11 protein-coding genes are annotated in these 16,745 nt (G+C 40.6%); 8 read left to right on the forward strand and 3 right to left on the reverse strand.

Going from position 1 to position 16,745, the window contains the following annotated elements; all coding sequences use genetic code 11:
- Positions 1-224 precede the first annotated feature (224 nt).
- From H8744_RS12010 to H8744_RS12025, 4 genes are all read left to right on the forward strand, one after another.
- The gene (locus H8744_RS12010) at positions 225-3,323 is read left to right on the forward strand and encodes a SusC/RagA family TonB-linked outer membrane protein (RefSeq protein WP_262435057.1); all 3,099 of its coding nucleotides are present in this window, start codon (positions 225-227) and stop codon (positions 3,321-3,323) included.
- Between the two features lie 24 nt (positions 3,324-3,347).
- Positions 3,348-4,916, forward strand: coding sequence for a RagB/SusD family nutrient uptake outer membrane protein (locus tag H8744_RS12015; RefSeq protein WP_262435058.1), 1,569 nt, complete (start codon positions 3,348-3,350; stop codon positions 4,914-4,916).
- A 21-nt stretch (positions 4,917-4,937) separates the two neighbouring features.
- On the forward strand, positions 4,938-7,217 hold the full coding sequence (locus H8744_RS12020; RefSeq protein ID WP_262435059.1) for a glycoside hydrolase family 97 protein: 2,280 nt from the start codon (positions 4,938-4,940) through the stop codon (positions 7,215-7,217).
- Between the two features lie 96 nt (positions 7,218-7,313).
- Positions 7,314-9,209: an FG-GAP-like repeat-containing protein gene (locus H8744_RS12025; protein WP_262435060.1), complete on the forward strand. Its 1,896-nt coding sequence runs from the start codon at positions 7,314-7,316 to the stop codon at positions 9,207-9,209.
- A gap of 136 nt (positions 9,210-9,345) precedes the next feature.
- Here H8744_RS12025 and H8744_RS12030 read toward each other — a convergent pair whose 3' ends face one another.
- Complete coding sequence (locus H8744_RS12030) at positions 9,346-10,920, reverse strand: Rne/Rng family ribonuclease (protein WP_262435061.1); 1,575 nt, start codon at positions 10,918-10,920, stop codon at positions 9,346-9,348.
- 274 nt (positions 10,921-11,194) lie between these two features.
- Positions 11,195-11,470, reverse strand: a complete 276-nt coding sequence (locus tag H8744_RS12040) for an HU family DNA-binding protein (protein ID WP_262435062.1) — start codon at positions 11,468-11,470, stop codon at positions 11,195-11,197.
- Positions 11,471-11,678: 208 nt separating this feature from the next.
- Here H8744_RS12040 and mutY point away from each other — a divergent pair, with 208 nt between their 5' ends.
- The 4 genes from mutY to H8744_RS12060 all read left to right on the forward strand — a co-directional run bounded on the left by mutY (position 11,679) and on the right by H8744_RS12060 (position 15,314).
- On the forward strand, positions 11,679-12,719 hold the full coding sequence (gene mutY, locus H8744_RS12045; protein WP_262435063.1) for an A/G-specific adenine glycosylase: 1,041 nt from the start codon (positions 11,679-11,681) through the stop codon (positions 12,717-12,719).
- Positions 12,720-12,782: 63 nt separating this feature from the next.
- Positions 12,783-13,226 carry a single-stranded DNA-binding protein gene (locus H8744_RS12050; protein ID WP_262435064.1) on the forward strand — a complete coding sequence of 148 codons (444 nt, stop codon included), beginning with the start codon at positions 12,783-12,785 and terminating at the stop codon, positions 13,224-13,226.
- Positions 13,227-13,323: 97 nt separating this feature from the next.
- Positions 13,324-14,661: a gliding motility-associated protein GldE gene (locus H8744_RS12055; RefSeq protein WP_262435065.1), complete on the forward strand. Its 1,338-nt coding sequence runs from the start codon at positions 13,324-13,326 to the stop codon at positions 14,659-14,661.
- A 5-nt stretch (positions 14,662-14,666) separates the two neighbouring features.
- The gene (locus H8744_RS12060) at positions 14,667-15,314 is read left to right on the forward strand and encodes a 4'-phosphopantetheinyl transferase family protein (protein WP_262435066.1); all 648 of its coding nucleotides are present in this window, start codon (positions 14,667-14,669) and stop codon (positions 15,312-15,314) included.
- Positions 15,315-15,366: 52 nt separating this feature from the next.
- Here the strand turns inward: H8744_RS12060 and tnaA are convergent, their stop codons facing one another.
- Complete coding sequence (gene tnaA, locus H8744_RS12065) at positions 15,367-16,740, reverse strand: tryptophanase TnaA (protein ID WP_262435067.1); 1,374 nt, start codon at positions 16,738-16,740, stop codon at positions 15,367-15,369.
- Positions 16,741-16,745: the final 5 nt, after the last annotated feature.

The following is a 16,745-nucleotide window of genomic DNA, read 5'->3' on the forward strand; positions in this document are numbered from 1 at the left end:
TCTAACTTTGCCCTTATCAATAAATAGTTTATGTATTATGGAAAACAAAGAAAAACATGTCCTCATTTTTAAGAAAAACAAAGCGTTACTTGTCAGGCTTGAATAGCGGTAAATAATTGTTTTTATACTGAATTTGCTTTTATGGCAACCCGTATACCGGGCTGTCAAGGGAAGTGTTGTGCTTAAAAAGTAGAATTTATTTAATTAATTTATCTTATTATATTATGAAAAGAAACAGACGAATTTATTTTTCTTTCTTATTCATGTTTTGCTGTACATTGATGATGGCGCAAAATAAAATAGTGAAAGGTACGGTTACGGGTTATCCGGAAGCCGAGGTGTTAATTGGAGCAAGCGTATCAGTTAAGGGTACCTCACAGGGCACAATAACAGACATTGATGGAAAGTATTCAATATCCGTACCATCCGATGCAGTGTTGGTTTTCAGTTACTTGGGATATGCCACGAAAGAAATACCGGTTAAGAATCAAGCTGTGTTAAATGTTTCATTACAGTCAAGTGCGCAGGATATAGAAGAAGTGATTGTTGTAGGTACTTCTTTAAAGAAAAGTGATTTGACAGGTGCTGTGACAAGTGTTAGTGCAAAAGTGCTTGAAGAGAAGCCGGTTACTAATATTAACGAAGCCTTGCAAGGACGTGTTGCCGGTGTGTTTGTCTCCAATGCGGCTAAGCCGGGTGATGATGCGAGTATCAGGATTCGTGGTGTGAACACTATTAATTCGACAACAGATCCTATCTATGTAGTCGATGGTCTGGTAATGGATAATTGGGGAGGCGGCTTCAATTCTGTCAACTTGAATGATGTGGCTTCCATCGAGGTATTGAAAGATGCTTCTGCTACGGCTTTGTACGGTTCGCGTGCATCGAACGGTGTGATCTTGATTACTACTAAAAAGGGTAAGGTCGGCAAAGGAAGTGTGACTTATGATGGTTGGGTCGGTTTCCAAACCAATGCTAAACTTCCTGAGACAATGGATACAAAGCAACTGTTTGAACTTAGAAAAGATGCTGCCATGAATTCATTCGACGCCCGTTATCCGAATGCTACGGACGCGGAAAGAAATCAGTTTCTGAACAATCGGGTGATGACACCTTACCAGCAAAATGACGGATCCGGTGGATATGTGTTTGCCCAATACGAATTGGATGCATATGTTAATAATGATAATTACAATTGGCTGGATGAAGTGACCCGCACCGGATTCGAACAAAATCATGCCTTGAGCTTTAGTGGAGCATCTGATAAGGGATCTTATTATTTAAGCTTGGGATTTGCTGATAAAAAAGGCATGGTGGAAAAACTGAGCGACCGTAAATACAACGGGCGTATCAATGCGGATTATTTGGTTAAATCTTGGTTGAAGGTAGGTACCAATACTTCGTTTGTTCGTACCGAGTCCGAGATATTTTCTGATGATGGTGTCTATGATAAAGCGCGTGGAGCCAATCCCATGTTACCGATCAGTGAAGATATTTATACGTTGAATTATGGGGGAAAGTACGATCAGAATTATTTCAACCCGTTACGGACTCTAAAGATCGATAATAACCGTCGTCGTAACCGTATTTCCTCTGCAAATTTTCTGAACATCAATCCGATTAAGGGCTTAAATATCCGTACTACTTTCTCTTTTGATTATTTGCAGGAAGATCGTTTCAAATATACACCGAAAGATATTCAGGAATCCATCCGTTATTCTCAAGACGGACAAGCTGAACATACCCGTGATTATCGTATGATGTGGCAGTGGGATAATTCAATCTCTTATGATAAAGCGTTCGGCAATCACAAAATTAATGCGTTGTTTAGTACGAGTACCTCCCGGATAGACCGCGACTATACTTATGCAACCGGTAAAGGATATGGTGCCGATAGATATAATTACTATAATATTGGTATGAATTATAAGACAGCAGAACGTTCCATTGGATCAGACTTTACAACTTCTACTTTAATGTCATATGTACTTCGTGCAAATTATAATTATGCCGATAAATATCTGTTGACTGCGACTGCACGTTTTGATGGTTCTTCAAAATTTGCCAAAGGAAACCGTTGGGGGGCATTCCCTTCCTTCTCGGCTGCTTGGAATGTAACTCAAGAAGATTTCATGAAGGAACAAAATATTTTTAGTCAGTTGAAATTACGAGTAGGTTACGGTATGGTAGGTAATCAAGCTATTGATGACTATTCATTCTATACCCTGTACGATGTTGGATTGGAGGATGGAAAGGCTTCTTATAAACCCCGTGGACGAAGAGGTACGGAAGATATTACCTGGGAGTCTCAAAGACAAATAAATGTCGGATTGGATATGGGGTTCCTGAATGGACGAATAACAGCTTCTATTGACGGTTTCCTTATTAAAAACAAGAACTTGCTTATGGTGCGTTCGCTACCGTTGACTTCCGGATTTAGTACGGCTTACGATAACATCGGTGCTATCAATAATAAAGGAGTCGAATTTTCGATGAATGCCAAACTGATTCAGAATAAGGATTTCCAGTGGAATTTGTCCGCCAATATTTCTGCTGACAGAAATGAAGTTACGCAGCTGTTTGTCGACACTAAAGCTATTTACAATATCGACGATGATCGAAATGTGGGGAAAGAGGGAAACCTTTTTATTGGAGAATCTCGTAATAATATTTACTGTTGGCGTACAGGGGGAATTGCACAAGTTTATGATATGGATCGCTTGAAAGAGATTAATTTCCCGCGTACAGTCAATCCGGGTGATCTTTATCCCGAGGATGTAACTGGTGATGGTGAAGTGAATCAATATGATATGGTTGTCATAGGTTCGACAGATCCGAAGTTCTATGGTGGTTTTTCTACAGATTTCACATACAAAGGTATTACACTGAATGCAGTGTTTAATTATTCTTATGGAGCGAAGAAACTGAGTCCGTATTACGAGTCCTTGATCTCAAGTACCGGTAAGAGCATAGCCTCGGTCGATTTAGTGGATCGTTGGAGCCCGGAGAATCCGAATGCCCGATTCCCTCGTCCTATCTACAATGATCCGCAGGACGGAGAGACGAATGCTTATAATGCATTCTCTGCCGGTCAGATGGACTTTGCAGTACAAGATGCTTCATATTTGCGTTTGTCTTCTTTAAGTTTGGCTTATACCTTCCCGAGCCGTATGGTGGAAAAGATGAAACTTGGAAGTTTGAGAGTGTATACCACGGCCTCTAATCTTTTCTGCTGGACTCCTTATAAGGGATATGATCCGGAAACGGGTGACTGGTATCCTCCTACAAGAATGTTTGTGCTTGGATTAAATATTTCATTTTAAATAGTAATTTCAATTCAGTTAATTATGAAAAACGTAATTAAAATACATAAGTTAGCAATAGCCTGTTTATTGACAGGCGCCATGGGAATGACTTCCTGTTCCGATTTTTTAGATCAAGAACCTAAATCTGCCATAACAAAAGAAGAGGCTCTTACTTTGGAGAATATAGGTCCTACTGTCGATGGGTTGTATTCTGCGTTTCGCGATTCCAAATCCGGACGTGAAGGATTGACTTTCTCGTTATTAGGATTGGATGAAAGCAAACAAGGTATTGTTCAGATGGATGATGCCGGTCAGGCAGGATTGGATCTTTATAATGGTCAGTTAAATCCGATGTCTACACAAGTTGATAAAATGTGGTCGAAAAGGTGGCCTATGGTCATTGCCGCAGCAACTGCCATTGATGCATTGGATGCATTAGATAAAAAGGCAGAAAACGATGATGTAAAAGCCCGGATACAACAATTACGAGCAGAATCTTGCTTCATCCGTGCATTGGTAATGATGGAACTGACCATGTACTGGGGAGAAATACCTGTCATAGATATTGCCAAAATGATAGATTCCGCCCGTCACCCGTTAAATGAAGTTTGGGGACAGATTATCGATGATTTTACATTTGCAGCTAAAACATTGAAAAATGAATATGGAACAACCGGGCAGATGCGTGCCACTTCAGGAGCGGCTTGGGCAATGTTGGGCAAAGCTTATATGTCCGCTCCCGTAGAAAGTGGTTACAGGGATTTCGATTTGGCCAGGAAGAGTTTTGAGGAGATGATGGATCGTTACTCATTGGAACCTGATTTCGCAAAACTTTTTGATGAGAACTTAGAATTCAATACACCTGAATCTATCTTCGAATTAGATTATAATAACCTTGTCAATATGAATCACTGGCAGTTTGATATGGGGTCACGAACGGTGGATGCCAACTTTGGTAATGGTTGTTACTTTACCGGTTATGATGTTGCTCTACCTACTGCATATGCATACAAGACAAAAGCCGAAGGTGGCATTTGGGAAGATGGTGACTTGCGTAAAGATGAAAGCATCCGTTATGATTTTACTTATTTAGGTGTTACTCTTACGGAAGTTTCATGGGGAGCAGACGAGCTTGATCCGCATATCAAGAAATATGAGGATGAACGTACCGACCAGTTCAATGGTTCGCTCGCCAATATGTGGTATTCCGGTAAGAACTTTATTTTCCTGCGTTATGCCGATGTATTGCTATGTTATGCTGAATGCCTTAATGAATTGGGGGAAACAGGACAGGCCAATACGATAGTCAATCAGGTGCGTACACGTGCATGGGGAGGTACCTTGCCTAATCAATATGCTTGGAACTATAGTCAGGAAGAATTCCGTGTACAGATTCTGGACGAACGTATCCGTGAACTTTGCTTTGAAGGATGGAGGCGAATGGATTTGATCCGTACCGGTAAATTTGTCGAATTGATCAAAGAACGCAACCCTTGGGCTAAACAATCGGGAACCATCAAGGATTTCCACATGCGTTTTCCGATACCTGATACTGAAATAAAGAATAATTCTGATATTCCTGAAGAAGACCAGAATCCCGGATATAAATAATAACTAAATTACATATATTATATGAATCGAAAATCTATTTTGTCGGTAGCTGTCTTTTGCTTGTGCGCTTTCAACGTACATGCCGAAGATTATGAAGCCATCTCTCCCGATGGTAAACTGAAAATAAAATTGCAGGTCGATAAGGGTACGAAGTATGAAGTATGGAGTGGTGATAAGCAACTAATTTCACCTTCTTCCATCGGATTGAACCTTGCCGATGGTAGGATAGTAGGTAATGGAACAGTTAAGTCCGTTCAAAGAAACAGTGTAGATCAGACGATTGACGTTCTGATCGGTAAGAATAAGACGTTGAGAGAGGCTTATAATGAACTTATACTTACGTTTAATGAGGATTACGATCTCGTAGTCAGAGCTTATGATGAGGGACTAGCCTATCGTTTTGTAACTCGTTTGGGAGGAGAAATCATTATCAATACGGAAGATGCTGTCTTCAATTTCACCTCTACCCCAAAAGTTTACTTCCCGGAATGTGATAGCAATTATGCAACAGAGAAAGATCAATCGGGGAAGACATACCAGATCCATCAGGGATACCGGAATTTTGAACGGCTTTATAAGCAGTACGATGCTCCGACAGAGATTCCCGGTGGACGTTTTTCCGTCTCTCCGGTATTGTATTCCTATCCGGGTACGTCTTATAAAGTGGTGGTGACCGAAGCAAATACTTATGATTATCCGGGACTTTATATGGAGTCCAATGGTGATAACTCCATGCGTGGAAAATGGGCTCAATACCCCAAAGAGGTGATGGATTCCGATCCTTCCAATTCAAATTATTGGTATTCCAACCATTTGGTCATTTCGAGAGAAAATTATATTGCAAAGACTGAAGGAAGTCGTACTTTCCCTTGGCGTGTAATGATTGTTTCTGAAGACGACAAATCTTTATTGAATAATGAACTGGTATACATGTTGGCAGATCCTTGCCGACTGAGTGATACTTCCTGGATACAACCGGGTAAGAGCGCATGGGAATGGTGGCACAAAGCAGTACTTGAAGGTGTAGACTTTCCGAACGGAAATACGAATCTTTCATTCCAGCTATATAAGTATTATGTGGATTGGGCTTCGGAACATGGCATTGAATATATGACATTGGATGCCGGATGGTCTGAAACTTATATTAAGACGTTATGCCTTTATGCCAAACAAAAGAATGTAAAGATATTGGTATGGACCTGGGCTAGTTGTGTCCGTGAAAATCCCGAGGACTGGATTAAGAAAATGAAGAACTACGGTGTTGCCGGAGCGAAAATTGACTTCTTTGAGCGTAACGATCAGATCGCTATGCGTTGGGGATGGGATTTTGCTCAACGCTTGGCTGAGAACCAAATGGTTGCCTTGTTTCATGGGTGCCCGGTACCAACAGGCATCAACCGCACTTATCCGAATATCCTGAATTTTGAAGCTGTACGCGGTGCCGAATGTAACTTTTGGGAAAGCACTTTGACTCCCGAACATCATACCCTATTTCCATTTATCCGTTCATTAGCCGGTGCCGAGGATTATACTCCGGGTTCAATGAGGAATGTGACAAAAGAAGCATTCAAACCTATTGATAAGGATAATACACCTCCTATGAGTATGGGGACACGCGCTCACGAGTTATCCATGTATATGATTTATGACCAGTGGGTGGGATATTTATGTGATTCACCGACCGAATACAACAAGTTCCCGGATATACTTAGTTTTTTATCAGATGTTCCTTCCGTTTGGGATCGTACGGTTCCATTGGATGCCAAACTGGGTGAATACATTGTGATAGCTAAACAAAAAGGGAAAGATTGGTACGTAGGAGGAATGACGAATTGGTCTCCGAGGGCTACGGAAGTCGATTTCAGTTTTCTTGACCCGGGTACAACTTATCAGGCTACGATCTTCAAAGATGCTTCCAATTCCGGTGAACAGCCTAAGGAATATGTTTGTGAAACACAAAATGTGACCAATACCACTAAACTAACCATTGACATGGCCAAAGGAGGAGGTTTTGCTATTCGTCTGAAAAATACGGGATCATCCGGAATAACTGAAGCAACCGGGCAGAAACCGTTGTTGGTGTATGTCGATAAAGCATCTGATACACTTCATATTGAATCGGATAAGGTTATTGAATCCGTACGGATCAATGACATTTCGGGTCAATTGATGCTTACAAAGAATTTTGGCAATGCTTCTTTTTCGGAGCAAATTGATCTTGCAAATATGAATAAAGGATTTTATGTAGTTTCTGTGAAAACAGAAACTACTCAAAAGTCTACTACTTTTATCCATTTGTAGAAGAAGTTATACGCTCCTGTAGGAAAAGTGAAAGGTAATTAGGATTGTTTTTAGGATATTAGATCACGAATGAATTAATTATTAAATTTTCGTATTATGAAAAAGTATTACTTTTTTGCGTTTGCATTTGCAGGACTTACGCAACTTTCAGCGCAAGTACAAAGTCCGTTATTTACAGAGTTGAAAACTCCGGTGGTTATCGATGGACAAAATTCTGATTTTCCAATGCTTTATGAAGCTGCTGCGGCATGGGGAGATTATGATAATGACGGTTATCTTGATCTACTTCTGTCGGGAGTAGGGGCAGAAGGAGTACAAACCTTACTTTTTAAAAATAATGGGGGGAATAGTTTTACAAAAATAGCCACGACTTTTCCTGGTTTGAGATCGTCTAATGCAACGTGGTTTGATTATAACAACGATGGCAATTTGGATTTGTTTCTTGCAGGTAAAAAAGAAGATGGTTCTTTATATTCCGGACTTTGGAAAAATAAAGGAAATGATGCTGGTTTTGAAGAAGTGTTTATGGGAACTTTCCCTCAGATTAATAATGGTGATGGAAATAAATCTAACCGTTATGTGATTGCAGCTGACTATGATGGTGATGGTTGGACAGATTTGTATGTACAGGGACGTACTGAAGGAGGAGATAAGAATAAAGGCATTGCATACTTATTTCGCAATGTAAACGGTGAGAGCTTCGAACGTATTGACAAACCTGTCAAAAATAAAATGAGTACGGGTGATGCCAAACCATTCATTCAATTGTCTGGTGGAGGTGCCGCATGGGCGGATTATGACGGTGATGGTTTCGTTGACCTTTTAGTTTCGGGTGAAGGTATAGATGCAGATAAATATGATGCTGATTATGGTTATCATGGCAGCTACAATGGGGCTGTTTATAAGAATAACGGTGATGGCACTTTTGCAGAACCTATAGAATTCAAAGGTACAGAAGAAGGAAATGCTGTTTGGTTAGATTATGATAATAATGGCAAATTGGATTTTGCTGTTGCCGGAGTAAGATGGGATGAAGATGCCAGTTGGAACTGGCGTGGTGATCTGTATGTAAATGGTGCCCAAGGATTCACATCGTATGCATCTGCTGTGACCGGTTTACCGGGTAATAAACAATCCGTTTCTCTAGATGCCGGTGATGCTAATAATGATGGTTTCAGTGATATACTTTATTTGAATGCTACGGATGCTGCCGATGCTATATACTTGAATAATGGTGGTGGTACAGAAGCACCTATGTTTACCGCTTCTCCGCTTGCATATGGAGATCAGGCCGCCCAAAGAGGTGGTACGGCTAATTTTGTTGATTTTGATAATGATGGTAACTTGGATGCTTTCCTTGTAGGTTATGCCGATGCCCAAGGTTCGCATGCCCGTTTGATGAAGAATGAACTTGGGAATGGAATTACAGCTAATCAGGCTCCAGGGCTTCCTACTAACCTAAAGGTTTCCCCGGGTTCCAATGGTATCGTAATGTTCTCCTGGGATGCACCGGAAGATGACACGACTCCCTCGGCCGCTTTAAAATACAATTTATATATAAAGCAAGGGGATGTTGTCAGAATGACTGTTCCTGCGGATCTGACCACCGGACGTTTGAAGGTATCTGAAGTTTCAGGTTTGATTTCTAAAAGAGTGTTGTACAAAGTTTCAGGTTTAACCGGAGAATATACATGGGGTGTACAGGCGATTGATAATGCCAAGGCTGCCGGCAAATTTGTCAATTATAATTCAACAGGTATTACGGAATCAAGTGCTACTACTGTCAAAGTGTTCGGTGATAAAGAAGTGATTCGTATTTCAACAACTCAAATGATTGACGGTACTGTGAATGTATATTCTATAGATGGCGTTAATGTATATGCTAGAACGGGAGAATTGAACAATGAAATTATCAGATTGAAAAAAGGAATTTATCTTGTCAATATAACTACCTCAAACCAAACTATTACTGAGAAGGTTATAGTGAAGTAAGATAAAGAGAATTTAATATAATGGGCTTGGCTGAACTTTTACAATTTTACTAAAGATTTATATAATTATTATAGGTAAGAAGTTGTTTTAGAAAAGTAGAGGGTGCGTCTGTTTTGGCAGCGCACCCTCTCTCTTTTTACTTAATCTCGATTTCTTCCTTCATGTCAATCTCTTCTCCATGTGAATCGTAGAATACATATTCCAGGAAGGCGAGTTTCTGACTCGGAATAATCTTAATTCCAAAACCGTATTTCATTTGCCACTTTCGTTTCAAGGATAATATACCCTGATTGATGTAAGCGGCGATATACGGGTGGATGTGTAACGAGAATTTCTTTAACTTCAATTTATTGACCAGATAATCAATTTTGCTCTCCAGCGTATCCGTAAAAAGTATGGACGACTTGATGGTTCCTTTGCCGAAGCAAGTGGGACAGGTTTCGGTTGTGTTAATGTCCATAGCCGGACGTACACGTTGCCTAGTAATTTGCATCAACCCAAACTTGCTGAGCGGCAAAATATTATGGCGCGCTCTGTCTTTCTGCATATTGGCGCACATACGTTCGTAAAGCTTCTGACGGTTTTCGGCTTCATTCATGTCAATGAAGTCTACAACAATGATACCACCCATATCTCTTAGCCTCAACTGGCGTGCCAGCTCGTCTGCAGCTCCCAGATTTACTTCGAGTGCGTTTCCTTCCTGCCCGTTGGCATTCTTGGTGCGGTTACCGCTGTTCACGTCAACTACGTGAAGCGCCTCAGTGTGCTCAATAATCAGGTAGGCACCACTCTTGTAGGATACTGTTTTACCAAACGATGATTTAATTTGTTTGGTGATACCGAAATTGTCGTAAATAGGAAGCTGACCTTTGTACAGTTTTACAATCTCGGCCCGTTCCGGAGCGATGAGACTGACATAGTCTTTGATTTCATTGTACACCGCCTCGTTGTTGACGTAAATATTTTCAAAAGAAGGGTTGAAGAGGTCGCGCAATAGACCTACTGCACGGCTTGTTTCTTCATAAATCAACGTCGGAAATTTGGTGGCTTTCTGTACTTTGGTGATAGCTTCTTCCCAGTGCTTAAGCAAAACTTTAAGTTCTCCATCAAGTTCGGCAACGCGTTTTCCTTCGGCTACGGTACGAACAATAACTCCGAAATTTTTCGGTTTAATGCTCATCAGCAGTTGTTTGAGGCGGGCACGTTCTTCGCTTGACTTAATTTTTTGTGAAACTGAAACTTTATCGTTGAAAGGAATCAACACGAGATATCTTCCGGCAAATGAAAGCTCGGATGTCAGTCTCGGCCCTTTGGTAGAGATCGGTTCCTTTACGATTTGCACCACTACTTCTTGTCCTACCTTTAATGTGTTGGCAATTGTGCCGTCTTTGTCAAGGTCGGGAAGCAGGGTTGCTTTTGAAATAGGATTTAATTTTTTCTTGTCACTTAAAGTTTGCTTTACGAACTTCTCGAGAGAATTGAATTGAGGACCCAGGTCTAAATAATGAAGGAAAGCGTCTTTCTCGTAACCAACGTCCACAAAGCAGGCATTTAGTCCCGGCATCAATTTCTTGACACGGCCCAAATACATATTGCCCACTGAAAAGGAAATGTTTCTTCCTTCACTTTGAAGTTCCACCAAGCTCTTGTCCTCAAGAAGAGCGATGGAAACCTCTTTGGGCTGTACGTCTACTACCAGTTCGCTTGTCACAATTGTTTCCTAATTATTTGTTTTTAAAAATGAACAAATGAGTTTAATTATTGTTCGTATGAACTGGGCATTTAAACAAAGAACAAACTCGAAAGACGTTTGCTTCACAAGTTTGTTCCTTATTTCTGTCCAGAGTCAGACTAAAAATTACTTTTTGCTTTTGTGTCTGTTCTTTCTTAGTCTTTTTTTACGCTTGTGCGTAGACATTTTATGTCTTTTTTTCTTCTTTCCGCTTGGCATAGCTTCAAAATTTTATGGTTAATACTCTTGTTTATTATTTCTTTACTGAAATTGTAAATGTTTTGGCTGGTTTGAATGCCGGAATATTATGTTCAGGGATAATAATCGTAGTATTTTTAGAAATGTTACGAGCTGTCTTCTGAGCCCTTTTCTTTACTATGAAGCTACCAAACCCACGAAGATAAACATTCTCATCTTTCGCCAAAGAATCTTTTACTGCCTCCATGAAGGCTTCTACAGTTGTTAATACTGCAACTTTGTCAATTCCGGTGTTCTTTGCAATTTCGTTTACAATATCTGCTTTAGTCATTTTTCCTTAAAAAAAATATTATTACTATGTTCTTTCTAATTTTTTGGACTGCAAATATATAGCTTTTTAAGCTCTCAAAAAAATATATTCTGAACATTTTTATAAAAAAGTCTCTCCTTAGGTTTTGTTAGCTTGAAAAAGAACTATTTTTGTGCCCATAAAATAAGTGTATATAATAAGAACAAAAACAGTTCCTAAATAATTTAGAATGAATAATTTCAGCAAAATATTAATTGATTGGTATAGTGAACATAAACGGGAACTGCCTTGGCGGGAATCTACCGATCCTTATATAATATGGATATCGGAGATTATACTTCAACAAACTCGCGTAGTACAGGGATATGATTATTTTATGCGTTTCATCAATCGGTTTCCGGATGTAAAAACATTGGCTGAAGCTGAGGAAGATGAAGTGATGAAATACTGGCAGGGATTAGGATATTATTCCAGGGCGCGCAATCTGCATACGGCTGCCCGTAGCATGAATGGAGCCTTTCCGAAAACTTATCCGGAAGTATTGGCTTTGAAGGGAGTAGGGGAGTATACGGCTGCAGCTATTTGTTCCTTTGCTTATGATATGCCCTATGCAGTTGTTGATGGAAATGTTTACCGGGTGCTTTCCAGGTATTTGGGAATAGAGACACCTATCGATTCTACAGAAGGGAAAAAACTTTTTTCCGTATTAGCCGGTGAAATGATGGATAAATCTCGTCCTGCTGTTTATAATCAAGCTATTATGGATTTCGGAGCATTACAGTGTACTCCACAGACTCCGGTCTGCCTGTTTTGCCCGTTGGCGGATAGTTGTATCGCATTGTCAAAGGGACTGGTCATGAAGCTTCCGGTGAAGCAGCACAAAACAAAAACAACCAACCGCTACTTAAATTATGTATATGCGCATACAAATACCTATACCTTTATCAATAAGAGGACGGGGGATGATATATGGAAAAATCTGTTTGAGCTGCCATTGATCGAAACGGTAGAATCGGTTACGGAAGAAGAGTTTTTGGCTCTTCCTGATTTTACTAAATTATTTGCAAGCGGTGAGACTCCGGTGGTTCATTCTGTTTGCCGGGATGTCAAACACGTGCTTTCACATCGGGTACTTTATGCTAATTTCTACGAAGTTAATTTGCCGGAGGATACACTTTCTTTTTCCTCTTTCCAAAAGGTACGGACAGAGGAATTAGGGCAGTATGCAGTTCCCCGGTTGATACATGCCTTTCTGGAGAAATATGTATAAAAATTTGTTTTGTGTTGTATTTCTGTTTAATTTTGGCACAGAATAATCTAAATATAGAAATATATGTCAGTAAATAAAGTAATATTGTTAGGAAATGTCGGAAAAGACCCGGAAGTCAGATATCTGGATACGGGGATTGCTGTTGCTACTTTCCCCTTGGCTACTACCGACCGGGCATATACTTTGGCTAACGGGACACAAGTGCCTGAGAGAACCGAATGGCATAATTTGGTTTTGTGGCGTGGGCTGGCAGAGACGGCTGAGAAATATGTTCATAAAGGAGATAAACTCTATATTGAAGGAAAGATCAGAACCCGCTCTTATGATGACCAGACAGGAGCCAAACGATATATCACTGAAATTTTCGTAGATAATATGGAAATGCTTACTCCGAAGAGTGCATCATCGGGCGTTTCGTCTGTTCAGCAACCGGTCACTCCGGCACAACCTCAACAATCTCCAGTGACCCCGATACAGAATAATCCGGCAGATGATTTGCCGTTTTAAGTTGGTAAATCGACGATTGATGATTGACTGTTAACGGAGGCCAATTGTCAATTACCGGTTACCGACCTTATTTATTGTTTAACTAAAAACCAAGATTTTGGACCCAGACGCTTATTTATGCCAATTGGCAGATGTTTTTAATGGTATTACCATAACTCCACCTTCATTTTCGGCAATTGTTGCCATTGTTCTGGCCGGTATGCTTTTGCTTGCTTCCGGTTTCGCTTCTGCATCAGAAATAGCTTTTTTCTCGTTATCACCTTCCGATCTCAATGATATTGAAGAGCGTAATCATCCTTCGGATTATAAAATCAGCAGCCTTTTAGGGAATTCCGAAACCCTTTTGGCAACTATACTGATCACTAATAATTTTGTGAATGTAACAATTATCATGCTCTGCAATTTCTTCTTTATGCAGGTTTTTAAATTTACCTCGGTTATTGCGGAATTCTTGATAATGACGGTTATTCTTACCTTTCTTTTGTTATTGTTTGGTGAGATCATGCCGAAGATATACTCTGCGCAAAAGACTTTGGCTTTCTGTCGTTTTGCAGCTCCCGTTATATATGTTTTGCGTAAAATATTTCGTCCTGTTTCTACCATATTGGTGCATTCCACTGCCTTCTTGAATAAACGTTTTACTCGTAAAAGTCATAACATTTCCGTTGATGAACTTTCACAGGCTTTGGAGTTGACGGATAAAGCGGAACTTTCGGATGAAAACAATATCCTCGAAGGCATTATCCGTTTTGGAGGTGAAACTGCCAAAGAAGTTATGACTTCCAGGCTGGATGTCGTAGATCTGGATATACGTACCCCTTTTAAAGATGTGATGAAATGCATTGTCGATAATGCATATTCACGTATTCCGGTGTATGCAGGTTCGCGTGATAACATAAAAGGAGTACTTTATATTAAAGACTTATTGCCTCATGTCAATAAAGGGGATAATTTCCGTTGGCAATCGTTGATCCGTCCGGCTTATTTTGTTCCCGAAACAAAAATGATAGATGATCTTTTGCGTGATTTTCAGGCAAACAAGATTCACATTGCTATCGTAGTCGATGAGTTCGGGGGAACTTCCGGCATTGTCACTATGGAAGATATTATTGAAGAAATTGTAGGCGAGATTCATGATGAATATGATGATGAGGAACGTACTTATGCCGTATTGAATGATCATACATGGGTATTCGAAGCCAAGACCTTGTTGACGGACTTCTTTAAAATCACAAAGCTGGATGAAGATGATTTTGAACGGATTGTCGGTGATGCGGATACACTTGCAGGACTTTTGTTGGAGATAAAAGGGGAATTTCCTGTTTTACATGAGAAAGTCTCTTACATGAATTATGAGTTTGAAGTACTTGAAATGGATAATCGCCGTATTTTGAAGGTTAAGTTTACTATCAACGAGCCGGAATCGGAAGAATAATAATTATGTCGGTCTATTTAGAACATTCTGGAAAATCCTTGAAATGGGGAATTTGGAAAATGGAAGAAACCATTGAGGATTTACTGAGTATTCTTCCCGAGCGAGCCTATTATGAAAAGGAATTGCAACGTTTTAATGCGCCTCATCGTAAATTAGAATGGCTATCGGTTCGCTGTCTTTTATTTCATTTATTGGGCAGTCACAAAGAAGTTTGTTATGAATCGAACGGCAAGCCATATTTGGCGGATCGTTCCCGGTTCATTAGTATTTCTCATACGAAGGGATATGTTGCTGTAATTTTAAGTGAAGTTGCCGGGGTAGGCATAGATATCGAACAATATTCGAAACGCGTACATAAGGTGGCTCATAAATATATGCGCGAAGACGAGCCTGTTAATTCCTATCGTGGAGATGATACTTGGAGTCTGTTGCTCCATTGGTCTGCTAAAGAGGTCATGTTTAAATGCATGGATGCTTCCGAAGTGGATTTCCGTGAGCATCTGCGAATAGAGCCTTTTATTCCCCAAGAGCGAGGAGTATTTCTGGCATATGAATATAGAACGGAGCTGAAAAGATATTTTGAGATACATTACTTACTTCATCCCGATTTTGTGTTAACTTGGCAGATAGATAATGTAATTACTAAAAACTGAAAATGAGGTTGTGACACCGCGCCACAACCTCATCTTCATTGAATGATCTATATTATAATCTTTCTAATTGTACGGTGAAGTGTCTCATCAGAGGTGCTTCCCAAGCGATACGTACACCGCGGGTGATGCTTTCCCTGCGTTCATATACGTTTTTCAGTGCAACAGCAATCACGTCCATATGATTATCCGTATATACGCGTCGTGGAATAGCAAGGCGTAAAAGGTCAAGACCACCGAAACGATTTTCGCGGGTTACCGGATCACGGTCTGCCAATAAATAACCGATTTCACATCCGCGGATACCGGCTTCAAGGTAAAGTTCAACGGTTAGTGTCTGTGCGGGGAATTCTTCTTTCGGTACACAAGTCAAAACTTTCGGTGCGTCTACGAAGATGGCGTGTCCACCGGCAGGACGTTGGTAAGGTATGCCATATTCATCAAGTTTCTTAGCAAGATATTGCACTTGGTGAATGCGGGTTTCCAGATTATCGAATTCGGTGTTTTCATCCAATCCGATTGCTAGTGCGTTCATGTCACGGCCGTTCATGCCACCATAAGTAAGATAGCCTTCGAATTGCACGCAGAAACCTTTAGCACCCTCATACCATTCTTTCAGACGTGTTGCGATGAAGCCGCCCATGTTGACGATACCGTCTTTTTTGGCACTCATTGTCATTGCGTCAGCCAGATTGAACATTTCACGAGTGATTTCTTTGATAGATTTGTCTGCATAACCTTCTTCACGTGTCTTGATGAAGTATGCATTTTCTGCAAAGCGTGCTGAGTCGAATACTACCGGTTTGTGGTATTTGTCGGCAATGGCACGTACTTCACGTAAGTTTTGCATGGAGACGGGCTGGCCGCCTGCTGTGTTGTTAGTAATGGTAACTATGATGAAAGGAATCCGGTCGCCATGTTCCTGCAGAGCTTTTTCCAGCTTTTTCGGGTCTACGTTTCCCTTGAAGGGGATTTCGAGTTGAGTTTGTTTGGCTTCATCGATGGTGCAGTCCAAAGCAATCGCTTTACGTCCTTCGATGTGACCTTTGGTCGTGTCGAAATGAGAGTTTCCCGGTACGATGTCGCCTTCATGTACCAGATATGAGAAGAGTACATTTTCGGCAGCACGTCCCTGATGGGTTGGGATGACATATTCGAAACCAGTTAGTTTGGTGATCATGTCTTTCAGTTTGAAGAAAGAAGATGCACCGGCATAACTTTCATCACCCAACATCATTCCTGCCCATTGGCGATCGCTCATTGCACCTGTGCCTGAGTCGGTGATAAGGTCGATATAAACTTGCTCGGCTTTGAGTTGAAATACATTGTAGTGTGCCTCCTTTATCCATTGCTCGCGTTCTTGGCGGGTGCTTTTGCGGATGGGCTCTACCATTTTAATTTTCCATGATTCAGCAAAAGGTAATTCCATGTTCT

Source organism: Jilunia laotingensis, from assembly GCF_014385165.1.
GTDB lineage: Bacteria > Bacteroidota > Bacteroidia > Bacteroidales > Bacteroidaceae > Bacteroides > Bacteroides laotingensis.